Raw genomic sequence first — 17365 nt, 5'->3', positions numbered from 1 at the left:
ACTTGAAATTTAATGTCAATATTTAATATCAGTTTACTCAAAGCAGGCTGCATACAACTACGTTAAAAATTTATGGTGGGGTTTCCCACCATTACTCATTAATACCTGTTACAACACCGGCGCCCACAGTTCTGCCGCCTTCACGAATAGCAAAGCGCAGACCTTCTTCAATAGCAATAGGCGTAATCAAATCAATATCCACCTTGATATTGTCTCCCGGCATTACCATCTCCACGCCTTCCGGAAGCTTCACAATACCGGTCACGTCAGTGGTACGGAAATAAAACTGGGGTCTGTAGCCGTTGAAAAACGGGGTATGCCGGCCACCCTCTTCTTTACTAAGCACATACACTTCCGCGTTAAACTTGGTGTGGGGCTTGATGCTGCCTGGCTTAGCCAGTACTTGACCGCGTTCGATTTCTTTTCTGTCCACGCCGCGCAGTAAACAACCCACGTTGTCACCTGCTTCTGCGTAGTCAAGCAGTTTGCGGAACATTTCTACGCCGGTTACTACTGTTTTTCTCGGCTCATCCTGCAAACCAACGATTTCTATGGCATCACCGATTTTCACCTGGCCGCGCTCCACTCTTCCCGTGGCTACTGTACCGCGTCCGGTAATGGTGAATACGTCTTCTACCGGCATTAAGAAAGGCTTATCTTTATCGCGCATCGGGGTGGGAATGTATTCATCTACCGCATCCATCAGTTCCCATACTTTGCCGCACCATTCGCATTCTCTTTTGCCGCAGGCGCATTCTAAAGCTTTTAAGCCGGAACCTGCGATGATCGGTGTGTCATCTCCGGGAAATTCATACATGGAAAGAAGCTCTCTTACTTCCATATCTACCAACTCTAACAGTTCAGGATCATCTACCATGTCAGCCTTGTTCAAGAATACTACGATGTAGGGTACACCTACCTGTCTGGATAAGAGGATATGTTCTCTGGTCTGCGGCATCGGGCCGTCCGCCGCTGACACTACCAGGATTGCTCCGTCCATTTGCGCTGCGCCGGTAATCATGTTCTTTACATAGTCGGCGTGTCCCGGGCAATCTACGTGCGCATAGTGGCGCTGGCTGGTTTCATATTCTACGTGCGCTGTGTTGATGGTGATGCCGCGTTCTCTTTCTTCAGGAGCGTTATCGATTTCGTCATATTTCTTAACTGTAGCCTGGCCTACTGTAGCTAAACATACGGTTATTGCCGCTGTCAATGTGGTCTTGCCATGGTCTACGTGACCGATTGTGCCAATGTTAACGTGCGGTTTAGTCCGCTCAAATTTTGCTTTTGCCATTGGTTCTTCCTCCTTTTATCAAATTCTTAAATCATCTAGAGGCCGCTTAAATTGTGCTCATCATACCAAGATTGTTTCCACTTTTTCATAAAATATACCAACAAGGCAAATACATATATATTTCTACATATATCGCTTAAAATCCTTCAAACAATCCGAGAAAGGAATATAAAAAAACACCCTCCGGCAAACAGAAAGTGTCTTCTGGTAGCGGCGGCTGGATTTGAACCAGCGACCCTACGGGTATGAACCGTATGCTCTAGCCAACTGAGCTACACCGCCATACTATGGAGCCACTGACCGGGATTGAACCGGGTTACCTCATCCTTACCAAGGATGCGCTCTACCTATTGAGCTACAGCGGCATTTGGTTGCGGGGGTAGGACTTGAACCTACGACCTTCGGGTTATGAGCCCGACGAGCTACCAACTGCTCCACCCCGCGACGACTTTTTGATTATACTATAAGATATTAACAAAAACAAGCTTTTTTAAATATTTTTTTATACTTGGTGGAGGAGGTAGGATTCGAACCTACGAAGGTGTCTACCGGCAGATTTACAGTCTGCTCCCTTTGGCCGCTCGGGAACTCCTCCGAACATTTAAATCTGGAGCTGGCGATGGGACTCGAACCCGCAACCTGCTGATTACAAATCAGCTGCTCTGCCAATTGAGCTACGCCAGCTTACTTAATACTGCATAGTGAACTGAGCACAATATAAATTTTAGCAAATTTATTTACTCATGTCAACAGTATATAGGCTGTAAATTTTTGTTGCTTACTGCCGGTCGCTTGAGCAGCACAGCAACATATTATTAATTTAAACCCAAATTTTATTATTATATTTCTCTTTTTTCTAAATATCTTTCCAGTTTTCTTTTAACCCTTTGAAGCGCATTATCAATAGACTTTACGTGCCGCTTTAAATCCTCAGCTATCTCCTGGTATGATTTACCCTCCAGGTAAGACATCAGCACTTTCCACTCCAGTGAGCTTAAAATTTCCCCCATTTTCTCTTCAATATCATCAAATTCTTCTCTGCTAATAATAAGTTCTTCAGGATCAGTAATTTTTGTTCCTGATATCACATCCAACAGCGTCCGATCCGAATCATCATCATAAATGGGCTTGTTTAAGGAAACATAGGAATTAAGAGGAATGTGTTTTTGTCTGGTTGCTGTTTTAATAGCCGTAATAATTTGCCTTGTTATGCACAACTCAGCAAATGCCCTAAATGAAGAAAGTTTGTCCATACGAAAGTCACGAATAGCCTTATACAAACCGATCATACCCTCTTGGATAATATCCTCACGATCCGCACCAATTAGAAAATAAGACCGGGCTTTAGCTCGCACAAAATTTTTATATTTATTAATTAAATACTCCAACGCGATATCGTCACCTTCACGAGCAAACTCAACAACATCTTCGTCGATTAACACCTCGAAACCGGCGATTTCTTCTCTTTGAGCAGAAATTATCACTATAATCCCCCGCTTCTATACAGCTTTTCCAACACGACAGGAAACTACGACATTTGCTAACTGATTATTTATATCGGGGCAAAAATTTATAATAGATTCTAGAAAGAACTTTACTTTATAAGCACACGTTTTATTATACTGTATAATGAATTAGCTAGTCAAGATATAAAAATAAGGTATATCCGAGCTATTTCAGAACTTTTTTCTCCGCAATTTTTCCAATAAATCACGAACACTTTCATTTAGCCTGTTTTCAAGGTATCCCTCAGTGGGAAGATTTATTGAATATTCAGACATATTTTTTTGACGTATCTTTTTAACCTGTTCCCATAATTCCCTCGGTGTCATCCGGTAAGCCCCGCGACCAAATATGATTCTTTGTTCATCCCAATCGGAAGTTACTACATAAACCTTACCGAGCTTAATTAAATCTCCGGTTATTCTTTCGATTAGCGCATCTGCGGTTTCCCCTTGCTGGGTATATAGTATTTCAATACCGTTAACCTGTTCCTGTCGTTGCGTGATATTTTTCACCTGGTGGGCATCAAAAACAACTTTAATCAGTTGCCCTGACAGGGCTGAGTGACTGGCCATTATATCGACAAGTTTAACTCTGGCATGCTCTAGGCTTGTATCGGACAGTCTTGCTAATTTGGGCCAAGTATATATTACATTATACCCATCAATAACCAGGTACTCTTTCATTTCACCCGGAACTCCTCTGGCGAACCACCTCATAGGCTAATAGAGCAGTTGCAACCGATGCGTTCAAGGAACTTATTTTCCCCTGCATAGGCAATCTCACCAGAAAATCACACTTTTCTTTTACCAGGCGCCCCAGACCTTTTCCTTCGCCCCCAATTACTATAGCAATAGGCCCGCTCAAGGGCGCTTCCCAATACACCTTGTCACCTTCCATATCAGCCCCGGCAACCCATATGCCATTCTCCTGCAAGATTTTTATTGACTGCACAAGGTTAGTTACTCTGGCCACAGGCACATATTCCACCGCACCTGCCGAAGACTTAGCTACCACCGGTGTTAGCAACGCAGAACGTCGACGGGTTACTACCACGCCGTGAACGCCTGCGGCATCAGCAGTACGGATTATGGCTCCCAAATTATGCGGGTCCGTAATTTCGTCCAGCATAATAATAAATGGCTCCTGCTCACCTGCACGGGCGAGGATATCCTCTAACTCCACATACTCTTTGGCTGCTGCGTAAGCAGCTACACCCTGATGTACAGCTTCCGCAGATATCTTTTCCAAAGCAGTCCTGTCTACCTCTTGTACAGGAATACCGTTCTGCCTGGCTAAGCTGCATATTTCCGCAAGTGAACCGGATAATTTACCTTTAGCCACCAGCACCTTGTTAATGGGTCGCTGTGATTTTAAAGCTTCCTTAACAGGGTTACGACCCACTATCACGTCACTCAAGTTTTTCACCCTTTCCACCGGTACTGCTGAGAAATCATTAGCTCGGAAATCATTTTAAGCGACTTTCGAGCAGCCACAGGCACTTGTGCTCGTCGGAAATTATGCAGTACCACCTTAACATATCCACAAATCCATCATAAGCATGATTTCCTGGAGTATAAAAAGAGTTGTACTAAATTATTAATGCGCTTTTAAGCTTTATTATTCCTAATAGTTTATTTATTGGTTTATGGTTTATCTATAACCGAAAAAACCTTTTCCAAAAGCTCTGATAAACGAGAAAAATCTCCTCTTAGGTATAGATATCCAATCAGACTCTCTAAGGCAGTGCTATAGCCGTATTCCTCCTGTGATACACCTTTTGGACAGTGGCCCGGCTTGGCATTGCGCCCCCGCCTAATTACATCCAGTTCATCATTCTGCAAAATAGTCTCTAAATTATGTAGGACGCCTGCCTGAGCAGAAGCTCTTACATAATGTACCGCTGAACGATGCAGTTTATGCACCGTGCATAAACCCTTTCTGATTAGATACTCACGCACGGCCAGTTCATATACAGCATCTCCGAGATATGCCAAGACTAAAGAAGGCAGCAATTCAGGTCGCTCTGAAGACTGTCTCTTATCTGCAATATTCCCGTTTAATTTTTCGAACGTCATAGCCTATGCCTGCTTCTTCCAACGGGTACCCTGCGGCGTATCTTCCAGAATAACATTAATATCTTTCAAAGCATCCCTTATTCGATCAGATAAAGCCCAGTTCTTATTCTTTCTGGCTTCATTTCTAATGTCCAGCAACATTTGCATAACTGCTTCCAGCATTCCGTCACCTGATTCATCAACAGGGGTAACCAGCGGATATCCTGTACACAAATCTTCTTTAAAAATACCCAGCACTTGGTTAAATAATTTAAATAATTCCGCAGCCTGCAGCAAACATGCTTTTTCCTGCTCACTGATTTTAGGGCCTAAACTCTGCACCAATATATTAGTTTCCTTTGCCAATTCAAATAATGACCCCACTGCCAGTGCGGTGTTAAAGTCATCCTCCATGGCCTGCTCGAAAGAGGTCTTAATTTTTATAAACGCCTTCATTGAGCTGTGTCTTGTATCAATAATTGAAGTTACCCGCGCAGGCTTTTCTTTTGCATTTATCATTGAAAAATCTACCCCAGCTCTTTGGCAGGCCTCACCAAGAAGCTGTATGCTGGTCCTTATACGATCTAAACCCTTTTCAACCACTGCCAACTTCTCGTCATCAAAATCCAGCGGACTCCGGTAATGTGTTCCTAAAAGAAAAAATCTTACCACTTCGGGCGAAAACTTATCCAATATCTCTCGTACCAGAAAGAAGTTTCCCAGTGATTTAGACATTTTCTCCTGATTAACTGTAATAAATCCATTATGCAGCCAGTAGCGGGCCAACGGTTCACCTGTAGCAGCCTCAGACTGCGCAATTTCGTTCTCGTGGTGAGGAAAAATCAGGTCCGCTCCTCCACCGTGCATATCAAAATTTTCTCCCAGATATTTAAGTGACATTGCGGAACATTCTATATGCCAGCCCGGTCTTCCCTGCCCCCAGGGACTATTCCAGGAGGGTTCGCCTGGTTTTGCCGCTTTCCAGAGAGCAAAATCCATCGGATCCCGTTTCTTTTCATTGACCTCCACCCTGGCTCCTGCCAACATGTCTTCAAGTGCCCGCCCAGACAACTTACCGTAATCTTTGAATCGGCGTACCTCAAAGTATACATCACCGTCAGACTGATAAGCAAACCCTTTTTGCACCAGTTTCTCCACCAACTCAATTATTTCCGCCATATGGTCGGATACCTTGGGGTGAATATCTGCCATCATAACATTTAACGAGGTGGCATCAATATAGTATTCTTCCGTATATTTAAAGGCAAGTGCTGAAGGATCCAGCTTCTCTTCAGCAGCACGTTTAATTATTTTGTCATCTATATCTGTAAAATTCTGCACATATAATACTTGGTAACCCTTATAGATTAAATATCTGCGCACGGTATCAAAAAATACCAGTGGCCGGGCATTGCCCAAGTGGATAAAATTATACGTGGTAGGTCCGCATACATACATACTGACCCTGCCCGGTATTGCCGGCACAAATTCCTCCTTCTGCCTGGACAGGGTATTATATAATAACATGGCACACCCTCCTTTTACCACTTTTCCGGTTTAAAGCTCAAGTTTATTGCTTATCCCATCCTTCTTCTCATGCGCTTTAAGCCTGTCTTCCAAATCATTAATTCTACCCTGCATTACCAGCAACATTTCACTTATTGGATCCGGCAATTGATCGTGTCTTAAATCTATATTAGAATGTGTATCCCCTACCCTTTGTCCGTCACGCACCACTATTTTACCCGGCACACCCACTACAGTGCTATTAGACGGCACAGCCTTCAAAACAACTGAGCCCGCCCCTATTTTGGCATTGTCACCCACTTCAAAACTACCCAGGATTCTGGCACCGGCACTAATCACCACATTATTTCCGATAGTCGGGTGGCGCTTGCCCTTTTCCTTGCCTGTGCCCCCCAGAGTAACACCCTGATAAATTGTCACATTATCTCCGATTTCCGTTGTTTCACCTATGACTACGCCTGATCCGTGGTCAATAAAAAGTCCTTCACCAATTTTAGCTCCCGGGTGAATTTCTATTCCGGTTAAAAATCTGGAGATTTGTGATATGAAGCGAGCTAAAACAAACCAGCGCTTCTTGTATAGTGAATGTGCAATACGATGAATCAGGATCGCGTGCAACCCCGGATAACAAAGGATAACCTCCAGTATATTCTTAGCGGCTGGATCACGTTCAAAAACTGCCCTTATTTCGTTTCGCAAACGGTCGAACATTTTTTCACCTGCCAGCGAGCTGATTTCTTTGGGGGACCAGTTATACTAAGCTTTAAGAGAGTCATCCAATCTGGCTAAAGTTACCTCACGGCCAAACAACGGAATCACCTGGTACAACTCGGGACCGTGAGTTTTGCCGGTCAAAGCAATTCTTATCGGCACATACACCAGTTTACCCCCAAGACCCAACTCCTTTGTTATAGCTTTCAAAGTCTTTTTAATAGCACCTTCCGTTATATCATCTTTCTCCATAGAGGATATTTTATCCCGCAAGCAGCTCAAAACGACCGGTGCCTGCTCCTGACGCAAAATGTCCCACGCGGCTTCATCATAGATAATTTTCTCTTTAAAAAACAAGTCTGCATATAAGGGGACTTCACTCAAACAGGATATATAATCCCTTACGACAGACATTAATTTCTTTAACCAGCTAAATTGTTCCTGTGAAACATCCCCAACCAGATAACCCGCACTTTTCAAGAAAGGCACGGCCAGTTCAGTTATCCGATCTATGTCGGCATTGCGAATATAATAACCATTCAACCAATTCAATTTTTCCATGTTAAAGACTGCCGGGTTTTTTGCTACCCGGTCCAGCGAAAACTGTTTTTTCAACAGATCCAAAGTAAATATTTCTTCTTCGCCACCCGGTGACCAACCCAGTAAAGCCAGAAAATTAACCAGTGCCTCCGGCAGATAGCCCAACGAAATATATTGTTCTATAGAAGTAGCACCATGCCGCTTGCTCATTTTAGACCGATCCTGTCCAAGAATCAGTGATATATGGGCAAACTGCGGCACTTCCCAACCTAAAGCCTGGTACAAAAGGATTTGCCTTGGGGTATTGGATAAGTGTTCTTCCGCTCTGATAACATGAGATATTTTCATATAATGGTCGTCAACAACCACAGCAAAATTATAAGTAGGTATTTGATCTGATTTTAATATAACAAAATCGCCAATACCCTCACATTCAAAAGAGACGTTTCCCCTAACCTGATCATTAACTGTAATTACCTGTCCGACTGGAACCCTAAATCTCAATACAGGCTTTCGACCTTCCGACTCGTAACGACAACGGTCTTCAGCGGTTAAATTTCTGCATTTACCTAAATAGCGTGGCAATTCCCCTCGTGACATCAAGTCTTCTCTTTCTGCGGCCAATTCTTCTTCCGAACAGTAGCAATAATAAGCATTTCCGCTATCCAGCAGGGTTTTAATGCAGGAATGATAAATCCCCAGGCGTTCTGTCTGGCGATAAGGGCCGTTTTCACCACCCACTTCGATTCCCTCATCCCAATCCATGCCCAACCATTTCAGGGAATTTAAAATATTCTCTTCCGAAGCGCGTGAAGATCGCTCCAAATCAGTATCCTCAATACGTACCAGAAAAACTCCGTTATTGTTACGGGCAAACAACCAATTAAAAAGCGCTGAACGCGCTCCCCCTATATGTAAAGGCCCGGTAGGACTGGGCGCAAATCTTACACGAATACCGGACAAAATAAACATCTCCCTTACTGCATTATCTAGTCTGTTATTATACCATTGCCAGACCTGACAGGCAACTTTTACAATCTAATTATATGCTATACAATAATACTGACGAATACGAAGCGATTCCCTCACCGGCACCGGCAAAGCCCAGGCCCTCCGTAGTTGTTGCCTTAATATTTACCTGATCGGAGCTTACTTGCAAAACAGCCGCAATGTTATCTGTCATTCCGGGAATAAAAGCAGCCAGTTTTGGCTTTTGAGCAACAATTACTGAATCAATATTTCCCACTTTATAGCCTTTATTTGTTATAATTCGCAGCACCTCCGACAACAAGAGCAAACTGGAAGCATCTTTATATCTAGAATCTTGATCAGGAAAATGACGTCCTATATCGCCCGCTGAGGCTGCTCCCAGCAGCGCGTCCATCATAGCGTGCACCAGCACATCAGCATCAGAGTGACCAAGCAAACCCAATTCATAGGGTATGTTTACACCGCCCAGCACCAGGAGTCGCCCCGGCACCAGACGGTGTACATCATAACCAAAACCGATTCTCATTTATGCTTTCTCCTGTTTAAAATAGCCTCGGCTATTATCATATCCTCCGGGGTTGTGATTTTAATATTCTCATAAGATCCTTCAATAACCCTTACCTGTTGTCCGCTGACTTCCACCAGCGAAGCATCATCAGTAGCCTCAAAGCCGTGCCGGCGCGCCTTTTGGTGTGCATTCATAATTATATCATATTTAAAAACCTGTGGTGTCTGAGTTAACCATAATCTCTCACGGGGTAAAGTCCGCACTACTTTATTATACTCATTTACCAGCTTTACAGTATCCTTTGGCGGCACGGCCAGAGTGGCCGCACCATTTACAGCCGCTGCCTCCAGCAAGGCATCAATTTCGTTGCCCTCGAACAACGGGCGAACGCCATCATGTATTATTACCAGGTTTGTCCCTTGCGGTAATGCAAGCAACCCGTTATATACGGATTCCTGCCTGCTCGCACCGCCGGCAACTACGGCCTGTACTTTAGATCTTCCGTGTATGGGAATAATATTCTCCAGACAAAAAGACTCGTCTCCGGGACTAACCACTAAAATAATATTGTTAACCGCCGGCATTCCAATAAAGGTCTCAATTGCGTAAGAAAGAATAGGTTTACCTTGCAAGCTGAGGTACTGCTTTCTTGTATCAGTCCCCATGCGTAAACCCTGTCCCGCGGCTGTTATAATCGTGCTAATTAGACTCAAAATAATTCACCTCGTTATAAGACAACTGCCCACCACCGTTTTCACCTTTTTTAAGCTCATTTTTGGACTTGGCAAAAATCATCCGCCCCGCAGCTGTCTGAAGAACACTGGTAACCACAACCACAATTGTTTGTCCTATATATTTTCTACCCCCGTCAACTACTATCATAGTACCGTCATCAAGATAAGCCACACCCTGGCCGGATTCCTTGCCATCCTTTACAACCTGCACCACCATCTCTTCTCCTGGCAATACAATCGGCTTAACAGCATTGGCCAGCTCATTAATATTTAATACCTTAACACCGTGCAATTCGGCAACTTTATTCAAATTATAATCATTGGTCATTACCTTAATTCCTAGTTTCTGGGCTAATTTAACCAGTTTCATATCCACCTCGGGGACATTTTCCAAACCACGGGTATTTTCATAAATCTGCACTTTAATATCAGAGTTTTTACGCAGGTTATTCAAAATATCCAAGCCTCTACGCCCCCTGTTTCGCTTCAATAGATCGGGAGAATCAGCAATATGACGCAATTCTTCCAGCACGAAAACAGGTATCATGAGTGTTCCCTCTATAAAGCCGCTGGCACATAAATCAGCAATTCTCCCGTCGATAATCACACTGGTATCTAATATCTTATCGACATTAGCCTTGCTGTCAGATTTTGAGAGCTTTTCCTTACCAAACTTTGGGATAGTGGCAAATAAACCAAATATTTCTTCTCTTTTTTTAACGCCCAAACTCATACCCAGATAACCAAGTAGAATCGCGCCGAGTACTTTTATAACGGAAACCCATCCCCAGTTGGGGAGAATATTAAAAAATAAACTAGCAATTATAAGTCCAGTAATCAAGCCAATGGATCCCATGACAAGATCCTGCGTTGGAGTTTTTTGAAAATAACGTTCTATCTTAGCTGTTGCCCAAACCGTACTTTTTATTATCCAAGGAGCTGCCAAAATCCCAACAACTACCCCAATCAGAGTAGCCAGAGCGAATACTCCCACTCTTAAGTTTAATGAGGAACCGGAAAAATCTATAATTCCTGACTCTACAACATAGTACCCGGAAAAAAATCCACCCGCCGCAAAAAGAGCTACCAATAAAAAGAACACCACTCTTTTAACCATTCCCACACCCCCTTTCCAACCAAATTCAGGCAAGGACTACTCATATTATATGTTGTGCAGCAGTGTGCTTCAACAAAAATATAGCGAATTTTACCTCATACTAAAATAAAAATCTTAAATTAATATGAAAATTCATTTGATTTTTAGTTCTTTTGCCAAAAAACAAAAATACGCCAGCAAAACTGACGTATACTAAGCAAAAACCCCGTCAACCAGTGATTGAGCCTTATCTTCTTCCAGTTCTGTTGCCAACACCAATTCACTAATTAAAATCTGACGCGCATTCTCCAGCATTTTTCTTTCCCCGGAGGACAAACCCTTTTCTTTATCCCTCTTAATAAGGTTTCTTACCACTTCTGCAACTTCATAAATATTACCGCTCTTAATTTTTTCCAAATTGGCTCGGTACCTACGGTTCCAGTTGGGGGGCATACTGGTGGATTTATCTGATAAAATTCGCAAAACCATTTGTACATCGTCCCGGGTGATGACCTGTCTCAATCCCACATCCCTACCGTGGTCAATAGGAATCATTACTTTCATATTTCCTATTGGGAGCCTCAAAATATAATAATGCTTTATTTCACCCAGCACTTCTTTTTCCTCAATAGCCTCAATGACTCCGGCACCGTGCATAGGATAGACAACCTTGTCACCAATTTTGAACAATACACTAAGCCCCCTTTATCTAGATACTGATAAAAGTATAACACTGTTTGCCTATCTTGTCAAGAATCTAATATTTTAGCACAGCTATTAAGCAGTGTCAATAATAATTTTTACTAAATGTTAAGTTTGACAGGACAACCTTTTCATCGGTATAATGACCTTAGTAGAAACTGAGCAGAAAACTTTTAAAGAGGGGTGAAACCGTGCTTAAAGATCTGATTTGTGATGAATTTCAAAATACGGTTTCCGAATCACTGGTCTATCACCGGAGCATATTGGATCTTCTATCTAAACTACAGCAAGCCAATGCCAATATTAGCCGGGATGTGATTAAAGCGGTTACTAATTGCGGGTGCCTACAGATTAATGCCCAGAAACAGGCTATTCCCAAGGACACACCTTTAGGCGATTTAAAACGATACTTTCAGACCCACCTGTCCGGCAAAGCCTGTGAGCACTGTCAAGAAAGCATTGAAAATCAAATAGGACAACATTTATTTTATATAGCCGCTATTTGTAACTTGTTAGATATAAATTTATACGATGTTTTTATTAAAAAACAAAAGCAAATGGAGATTTTGGGTATGTTTAATCTTTCTTAGAGATAAAGAAACGACGCGATCATGCGCCGTTTTTTTACGTATGTCTTTCTTGTGTAAGCAATTGCTCCCGATACCTGGACAAGCCTTTTTTTATAGAGCGGGCCCTCACTTCACCGATACCCTCCACTTCATCCAGTTCTTCTATGGTAGCGACCAGTACCTTGGAGAGTGTACCGAATCTTTGGACAAGGTTTTCTATAACGGGGAAAGGCAGCCTTGGTAATTTCTCTAAAATTCGATAACCACGAGGAAATACACTCTGATCCAATATGCCGGAACTACCGGGATAACCCAAAGCACGGGCGATTAAAGAGAGATCCAGCAGATCCTCCGCAGGCCAACTCCCGATTATTTTCATAATACTCTGCGGTGGTTTCTCTTCAAGCACAGTACCGTAGTCCTGTATAACCAAAAACCCTTCCTCGGCTACGTTTGCCAATAATTCTTCCAACTGCATGGTGATTAATCTTCCTTCTGTACCCAACTCACTGATATATTTTTCAATTTCTTTAACAATTCTAAGCACCATTTCTACCCTCTGTATAACCTTGGCTACATCGAATAGGGTCACGACCCCATCATATTCCAATATACTTAAGTTAACCAAAACCTTATCCGATACGGCCCGGTACTTTTCCAACGTTTGTACTGCCTGATTGGCCTTGGTTAAGATTACTCCCAAGTCGCGTAATACATACTTTAAATTGCCTTTATAAACACTGATAACACTTCTACGTTGAGAAATGGCTATCACCAGAGCATTTGTCTGTCTGGCCACCCTCTCTGAGGTCCTGTGCCTAATGCCTGTTTCACTGGAGGGTATGTTTTGACTGGGAATTAGCTGCACATTGGCCGCTAAAATCCGTTTGGCATCCTCACTTAGAACGATTGCACCGTCCATTTTGGCTAATTCATAAAGATTGGCGGAAGAATAGTCGGCATTAATAGCAAAGCCTCCTTCGGCTATATCAAGCACTTCAGGGTAGTCACCCACAACAACCAAACCACCCGTCTTAGCCCGCAGTATATTCTCCAAGCCTTCTCTCAGTGATGTACCTGGTGCCACAAAGCGTAATACTTTTAATAGTTGATCCTCAGCTTTCTCTTCTTTCATTACACAATCCCCCCAGACTGCAAGGCTACTTGAACAGCCTCAGTCACAGTTTTCACTCCCACTGCTTTTGATTTACAATCAATGGCAGGATTTATATTAGCTTCAGGAACTATAGTTTTCTTAAATCCGAGCTCTCCGGCCTCAGACAGTCTTTTTTCTATAGAAGCTACAGGTCTGACCTCCCCGGTAAGGCCAATTTCACCTGCCACAGCCAACCCCAACCCCAATGGGCGATCATGAAAACTGGAGGCTATGGCCAAAGCAATACTCAAATCTACCGCGGGTTCCTCTATTTTCACACCGCCCACAGCATTTACATAAATATCATACTTACTTAATTGGTATCCTAATCTTCTCTCCAAAACTGCTATGATTAAGGCCACCCGATTATAGTCGACACCTGTTGCCATACGCCTGGGCAAACCAAAACCTGTTGGACAAACCAATGCCTGAATCTCTACCAGAAGAGGCCGAGTCCCCTCTATCGTAGGGACTATAACTGAACCGGGTACGGGTACCTGCCAATGCTGCATGAATAAAGAACTGGGATTAGTTGCTTCAATTAAACCATTACCTGCCATATTAAAAATACCTATTTCATTGGTCGAACCAAAACGATTTTTAACTCCTCTCAGCAAGCGGAAAGACTGGTGCCTCTCTCCCTCAAAATACAAAACAGCATCTACCATATGCTCAAGCACTTTAGGACCGGCAATTGCCCCGTCCTTTGTCACATGACCGACCAAAAAAATAGCTGTGTCCATCATTTTTGCCAGCCTCATTAGCTGTGAGGCACACTCCCTAACTTGACCAACACTGCCGGGAGAAGAAGAGAGGCTTTCTTTATATATTGTCTGAACCGAATCAATTATAACCAAAAATGGCTTGCGCTCTTTTATCTGCAATTCAACCCGGTCCACATTATTTTCCGCTAAAAGCAATACGTTTTCGCTTATGGAATTAAGCCGCTCCGCCCGCAAACGAACCTGCTGCATTGATTCCTCACCACAGACATATATGACTTCCCTATTATCTTTGCCTATTAAAAAAGCTACCTGCAAAAGAAGCGTGGATTTGCCTATACCAGGCTCACCGCCCAATAAAATTAAAGAGCCCGGCACAATGCCACCACCCAATACGCGATCCATTTCCTTAATACCGGTAGGTATGCGATTTTCTGCATATAGCAGTACCTCTGTTAACAAAACCGGCTGCCTGACAGGCTCTGTTTTCCCCCGCAGAACCGCACCCGCACTTTTAACGGGCATCTCTTCCACCATAGAATTCCAAGCCTCACAAGACGGGCAGCGACCTACCCAACGAGGGCTTTGACTACCACATTCCTGGCAGCAATAGATGGTCTTTTGTTTCATAAACACACGTTCTCCAATACCAAATATAAATTCATTATAACATTTAGCAACTCCTGTAACAAGAAAGTCATGAGGGTGAATTTGGTAATAGAATAAAGATAATTTAATAGGTTATTAAATAAAAGCACCCTGAGAAAGGGCGCTTTTATTTTTTCTCAATTAAAATCTCGCCATCCACCACATTGAGTACAACATGTTCTCCTTTTTTAACCGCTCCTTTTAATAATTCTTCGGATAGTCTATCCTCAACCTGTTTTTGAATCTCACGGCGCAGGGGGCGGGCACCATATGTTTCATCAAAGCCCTTACTGGCTAAGAGTTCTTTAGCTGCTTCCGTCGCTTCCACTTTGATTTCGTTTTCCGCCAATCGGCCAAGCACATCTTTTAGCATCAGACCGACAATTTCATTTAGATGTTTCTGCTCTAAGGAGTGGAACACAATAGTCTCATCCACCCTATTGAGAAATTCCGGCCGAAAAGTTTTACGCAATTCCTGGGTAACATCGCCCTTCATTTTACTATAGCTGTCATTTTCGGCGGTTTGAAAACCAAGCGAGCCAATCTTTCTTATATGACTTACTCCGACATTAGAAGTCATAATAATAACAGTATTGCGGAAATCCACCGCACGACCCTGAGAATCAGTAAGCCGCCCATCTTCCAGAACTTGTAGGAGAATGTTAAAAACATCCGGATGCGCCTTCTCTATTTCATCCAGCAATACTACTGAATAAGGCTTCCTCCTAACCGCCTTGGTCAGTTGACCTCCCTCTTCATACCCTACATAGCCTGGGGGAGCGCCAACCAGCCTGGATACCGCATACTTCTCCATGTATTCAGACATATCTATGCGAATCAAGGCATCATCATCGCCAAAAAGAGCTTCGGCCAGTGCTCTGGCTAACTCAGTTTTGCCCACCCCGGTAGGACCCAGGAAAATAAAGGAGCCTACAGGACGGCCAGGATCTTTTAGGCCTGCCCGTGCACGGCGTACAGCACGGGAAACTGCCCGAACAGCTTCCTCCTGACCGATTACCCTTTGATGCAGTATTTCTTCCATTTTCAAAAGTCTATCCGACTCTTCTTCGGCCAGCTTTTTAACAGGTATACCTGTCCAAGAAGCTACAACATGAGCAATATCTTCTTCACTGACAGCCAGTTCATTGCCGCCTTTTGTTAGATTCCAGGCTTCCCGGCGGTCTTCCAGTTCCTTCTTCAGGGACTGCTCCTGATCCCTTAGCCGGGCCGCTTTTTCAAATTCCTGGCTGTTAATAGCCTCTTCTTTCTCCTTCCGCACCTTTTCCGTTTTACGCTCCAGATCTTTTAAGTCCGGTGGTGCAGTAAAAGCCAGCATACGAACTCTGGAACTTGCTTCGTCCATTAAATCTATGGCCTTATCCGGCAAAAACCGATCTGATATATAGCGGTCAGCCAGCTTAGCTGCATTAACCAGAGCCTCATCACTGATACGAACACGGTGATGGGCTTCATACCTATCTCTTAATCCCTTAAGAATAGCAATGGTTTCTTCCACCGTTGCCTCTTCAACATTAATTGGTTGGAAACGCCGTTCCAGTGCCGCATCTTTTTCTATATACTTGCGATACTCATCCAATGTTGTAGCTCCAATGCATTGCATTTCGCCCCGTGCTAAAGCGGGTTTTAATATATTTGCCGCGTCTATGGCACCTTCTGCGGCACCGGCACCTATCAAAGTATGCAGCTCATCAATAAACAGTACTATGTTGCCCGCTTTAGTAATTTCTTGTGTCACTTTTTTTAAACGGTCTTCAAATTCTCCCCTGTACTTGGTGCCGGCAACCAGAGCAGCTAAATCCAAACTAACGACCCTTTTTGAGAGCAGCGTCTCAGGAACGTTGCCGGAAGATATCCGCTGGGCTAAACCCTCTACAACAGCGGTTTTCCCTACTCCCGGATCACCAAGCAAAACAGGGTTATTTTTAGTTCTGCGGCTTAATACCTGTATAACTCTCTCAATTTCTTTTTCTCTTCCGACTACAGGGTCAAGCTTATCTTCGCGAGCCATTTCTGTCAAATCACGACCGTACTCATCCAGGGCCTTTGTCTGAACATTCCCAGCTTTGCTGCCGCACTGGCCGGAAGCGCAGCCACCCTGCGACGACTGCCCTCCACCCAACATCTGCATAATCATACTGCGTACCTGTTCAATATCAGCACCCAAGGCGTTTAATACCTGTGCTGCCACTCCTTCGCCCTCGCTGATTAATCCCAGCAAAAGATGTTCGGTGCCAACATAATTATGTCCTAAACTCCTGGCTTCAGCTATAGCCAGTTCAAGAACTTTTTTGCCGCGAGGTGTCAGAAACATTTCCTGAGCTACACCTTTGCCTGGACCGACAAGCTGCCCTACCGCTTGGCGAACTGTTTCCGCATCAATATTAAGTGACTCCAACACTTTTGCAGCAACACCCTCACCCTCACGGATTAATCCAAGCAGCAAATGCTCCGTACCGATATATGGAGTAGCCATCCTTTTGGCCTCGTCTTGTGCCAGCACGAATACTTTCTTAGCACGTTCCGTAAATTTATCAAACATAATAGCACCTCCCTTTATTTTATAAAAAACATTATATACTTCCTGACA

General features: G+C 43.6%; 16 protein-coding genes and 5 tRNA genes. 1 reads left to right on the top strand and 20 read right to left on the bottom strand.

All coding sequences use genetic code 11. From position 1 onward, the window contains the following. Positions 1 to 91 precede the first annotated feature (91 nt). The 17 genes from tuf to DTOX_RS01315 all read right to left on the bottom strand — a co-directional run bounded on the left by tuf (position 92) and on the right by DTOX_RS01315 (position 11650). Positions 92 to 1294, bottom strand: coding sequence for an elongation factor Tu (tuf, locus tag DTOX_RS01395; protein ID WP_015755944.1), 1203 nt, complete (start codon positions 1292 to 1294; stop codon positions 92 to 94). A gap of 205 nt (positions 1295 to 1499) precedes the next feature. Then, positions 1500 to 1576, bottom strand: a tRNA-Met gene (locus DTOX_RS01390). Positions 1577 to 1582: 6 nt separating this feature from the next. Continuing rightward, positions 1583 to 1659 (bottom strand) — tRNA-Thr (locus DTOX_RS01385). A 3-nt stretch (positions 1660 to 1662) separates the two neighbouring features. Next, positions 1663 to 1738, bottom strand: a tRNA-Met gene (locus tag DTOX_RS01380). Between the two features lie 65 nt (positions 1739 to 1803). Next, positions 1804 to 1889: transfer RNA gene (locus tag DTOX_RS01375), tRNA-Tyr, on the bottom strand. Positions 1890 to 1902: 13 nt separating this feature from the next. Beyond that, positions 1903 to 1978, bottom strand: a tRNA-Thr gene (locus DTOX_RS01370). A 155-nt stretch (positions 1979 to 2133) separates the two neighbouring features. After that, positions 2134 to 2778 carry an RNA polymerase sporulation sigma factor SigH gene (sigH, locus tag DTOX_RS01365; RefSeq protein WP_015755943.1) on the bottom strand — a complete coding sequence of 215 codons (645 nt, stop codon included), beginning with the start codon at positions 2776 to 2778 and terminating at the stop codon, positions 2134 to 2136. Between the two features lie 192 nt (positions 2779 to 2970). Beyond that, complete coding sequence (locus DTOX_RS01360; RefSeq protein WP_015755942.1) at positions 2971 to 3483, bottom strand: NYN domain-containing protein; 513 nt, start codon at positions 3481 to 3483, stop codon at positions 2971 to 2973. Between the two features lies 1 nt (position 3484). After that, positions 3485 to 4225 (bottom strand): 23S rRNA (guanosine(2251)-2'-O)-methyltransferase RlmB, encoded by a 741-nt coding sequence (rlmB, locus tag DTOX_RS01355; protein WP_015755941.1) that lies wholly within the window; start codon positions 4223 to 4225, stop codon positions 3485 to 3487. A gap of 218 nt (positions 4226 to 4443) precedes the next feature. Further along, positions 4444 to 4875: a Mini-ribonuclease 3 gene (locus DTOX_RS01350; protein ID WP_015755940.1), complete on the bottom strand. Its 432-nt coding sequence runs from the start codon at positions 4873 to 4875 to the stop codon at positions 4444 to 4446. Between the two features lie 3 nt (positions 4876 to 4878). Continuing rightward, positions 4879 to 6381, bottom strand: coding sequence for a cysteine--tRNA ligase (gene cysS, locus DTOX_RS01345; RefSeq protein WP_015755939.1), 1503 nt, complete (start codon positions 6379 to 6381; stop codon positions 4879 to 4881). A 30-nt stretch (positions 6382 to 6411) separates the two neighbouring features. Then, positions 6412 to 7092, bottom strand: a complete 681-nt coding sequence (gene cysE / locus DTOX_RS01340; RefSeq protein WP_015755938.1) for a serine O-acetyltransferase — start codon at positions 7090 to 7092, stop codon at positions 6412 to 6414. A 45-nt stretch (positions 7093 to 7137) separates the two neighbouring features. Continuing rightward, positions 7138 to 8604, bottom strand: a complete 1467-nt coding sequence (gene gltX, locus DTOX_RS01335) for a glutamate--tRNA ligase (protein ID WP_042315238.1) — start codon at positions 8602 to 8604, stop codon at positions 7138 to 7140. A 70-nt stretch (positions 8605 to 8674) separates the two neighbouring features. After that, on the bottom strand, positions 8675 to 9148 hold the full coding sequence (gene ispF, locus DTOX_RS01330; protein ID WP_015755936.1) for a 2-C-methyl-D-erythritol 2,4-cyclodiphosphate synthase: 474 nt from the start codon (positions 9146 to 9148) through the stop codon (positions 8675 to 8677). Next, entirely contained in the window at positions 9145 to 9843 is a 699-nt protein-coding gene (gene ispD / locus DTOX_RS01325; protein WP_015755935.1) for a 2-C-methyl-D-erythritol 4-phosphate cytidylyltransferase, read from the bottom strand. The genes ispF and ispD overlap by 4 nt, the downstream gene beginning before the upstream one ends. Beyond that, positions 9830 to 10981 carry a PIN/TRAM domain-containing protein gene (locus DTOX_RS01320; RefSeq protein ID WP_015755934.1) on the bottom strand — a complete coding sequence of 384 codons (1152 nt, stop codon included), beginning with the start codon at positions 10979 to 10981 and terminating at the stop codon, positions 9830 to 9832. Before DTOX_RS01320 ends, ispD begins: the two co-directional genes overlap by 14 nt. A gap of 192 nt (positions 10982 to 11173) precedes the next feature. After that, complete coding sequence (locus tag DTOX_RS01315) at positions 11174 to 11650, bottom strand: CarD family transcriptional regulator (protein ID WP_015755933.1); 477 nt, start codon at positions 11648 to 11650, stop codon at positions 11174 to 11176. A gap of 203 nt (positions 11651 to 11853) precedes the next feature. Here DTOX_RS01315 and DTOX_RS01310 point away from each other — a divergent pair, with 203 nt between their 5' ends. Further along, the gene (locus tag DTOX_RS01310; RefSeq protein WP_015755932.1) at positions 11854 to 12252 is read left to right on the top strand and encodes a nucleoside triphosphate pyrophosphohydrolase family protein; all 399 of its coding nucleotides are present in this window, start codon (positions 11854 to 11856) and stop codon (positions 12250 to 12252) included. Positions 12253 to 12286: 34 nt separating this feature from the next. Here the strand turns inward: DTOX_RS01310 and disA are convergent, their stop codons facing one another. From disA to DTOX_RS01295, 3 genes are all read right to left on the bottom strand, one after another. Then, the gene (disA, locus tag DTOX_RS01305) at positions 12287 to 13366 is read right to left on the bottom strand and encodes a DNA integrity scanning diadenylate cyclase DisA (RefSeq protein WP_015755931.1); all 1080 of its coding nucleotides are present in this window, start codon (positions 13364 to 13366) and stop codon (positions 12287 to 12289) included. Next, on the bottom strand, positions 13366 to 14739 hold the full coding sequence (gene radA, locus DTOX_RS01300; RefSeq protein WP_015755930.1) for a DNA repair protein RadA: 1374 nt from the start codon (positions 14737 to 14739) through the stop codon (positions 13366 to 13368). Before radA ends, disA begins: the two co-directional genes overlap by 1 nt. A gap of 145 nt (positions 14740 to 14884) precedes the next feature. Beyond that, entirely contained in the window at positions 14885 to 17317 is a 2433-nt protein-coding gene (locus DTOX_RS01295; protein ID WP_015755929.1) for an ATP-dependent Clp protease ATP-binding subunit, read from the bottom strand. Between the last annotated feature and the right edge of the window lie 48 nt (positions 17318 to 17365).

Origin of the sequence: Desulfofarcimen acetoxidans DSM 771, from assembly GCF_000024205.1 — a bacterium.
Taxonomy (GTDB): Bacteria; Bacillota; Desulfotomaculia; order Desulfotomaculales; family Desulfofarciminaceae; genus Desulfofarcimen; species Desulfofarcimen acetoxidans.
The sequence above is the reverse complement of the archived record's forward strand: the minus strand, read 5'-3'. Positions and strand labels throughout refer to the sequence as shown.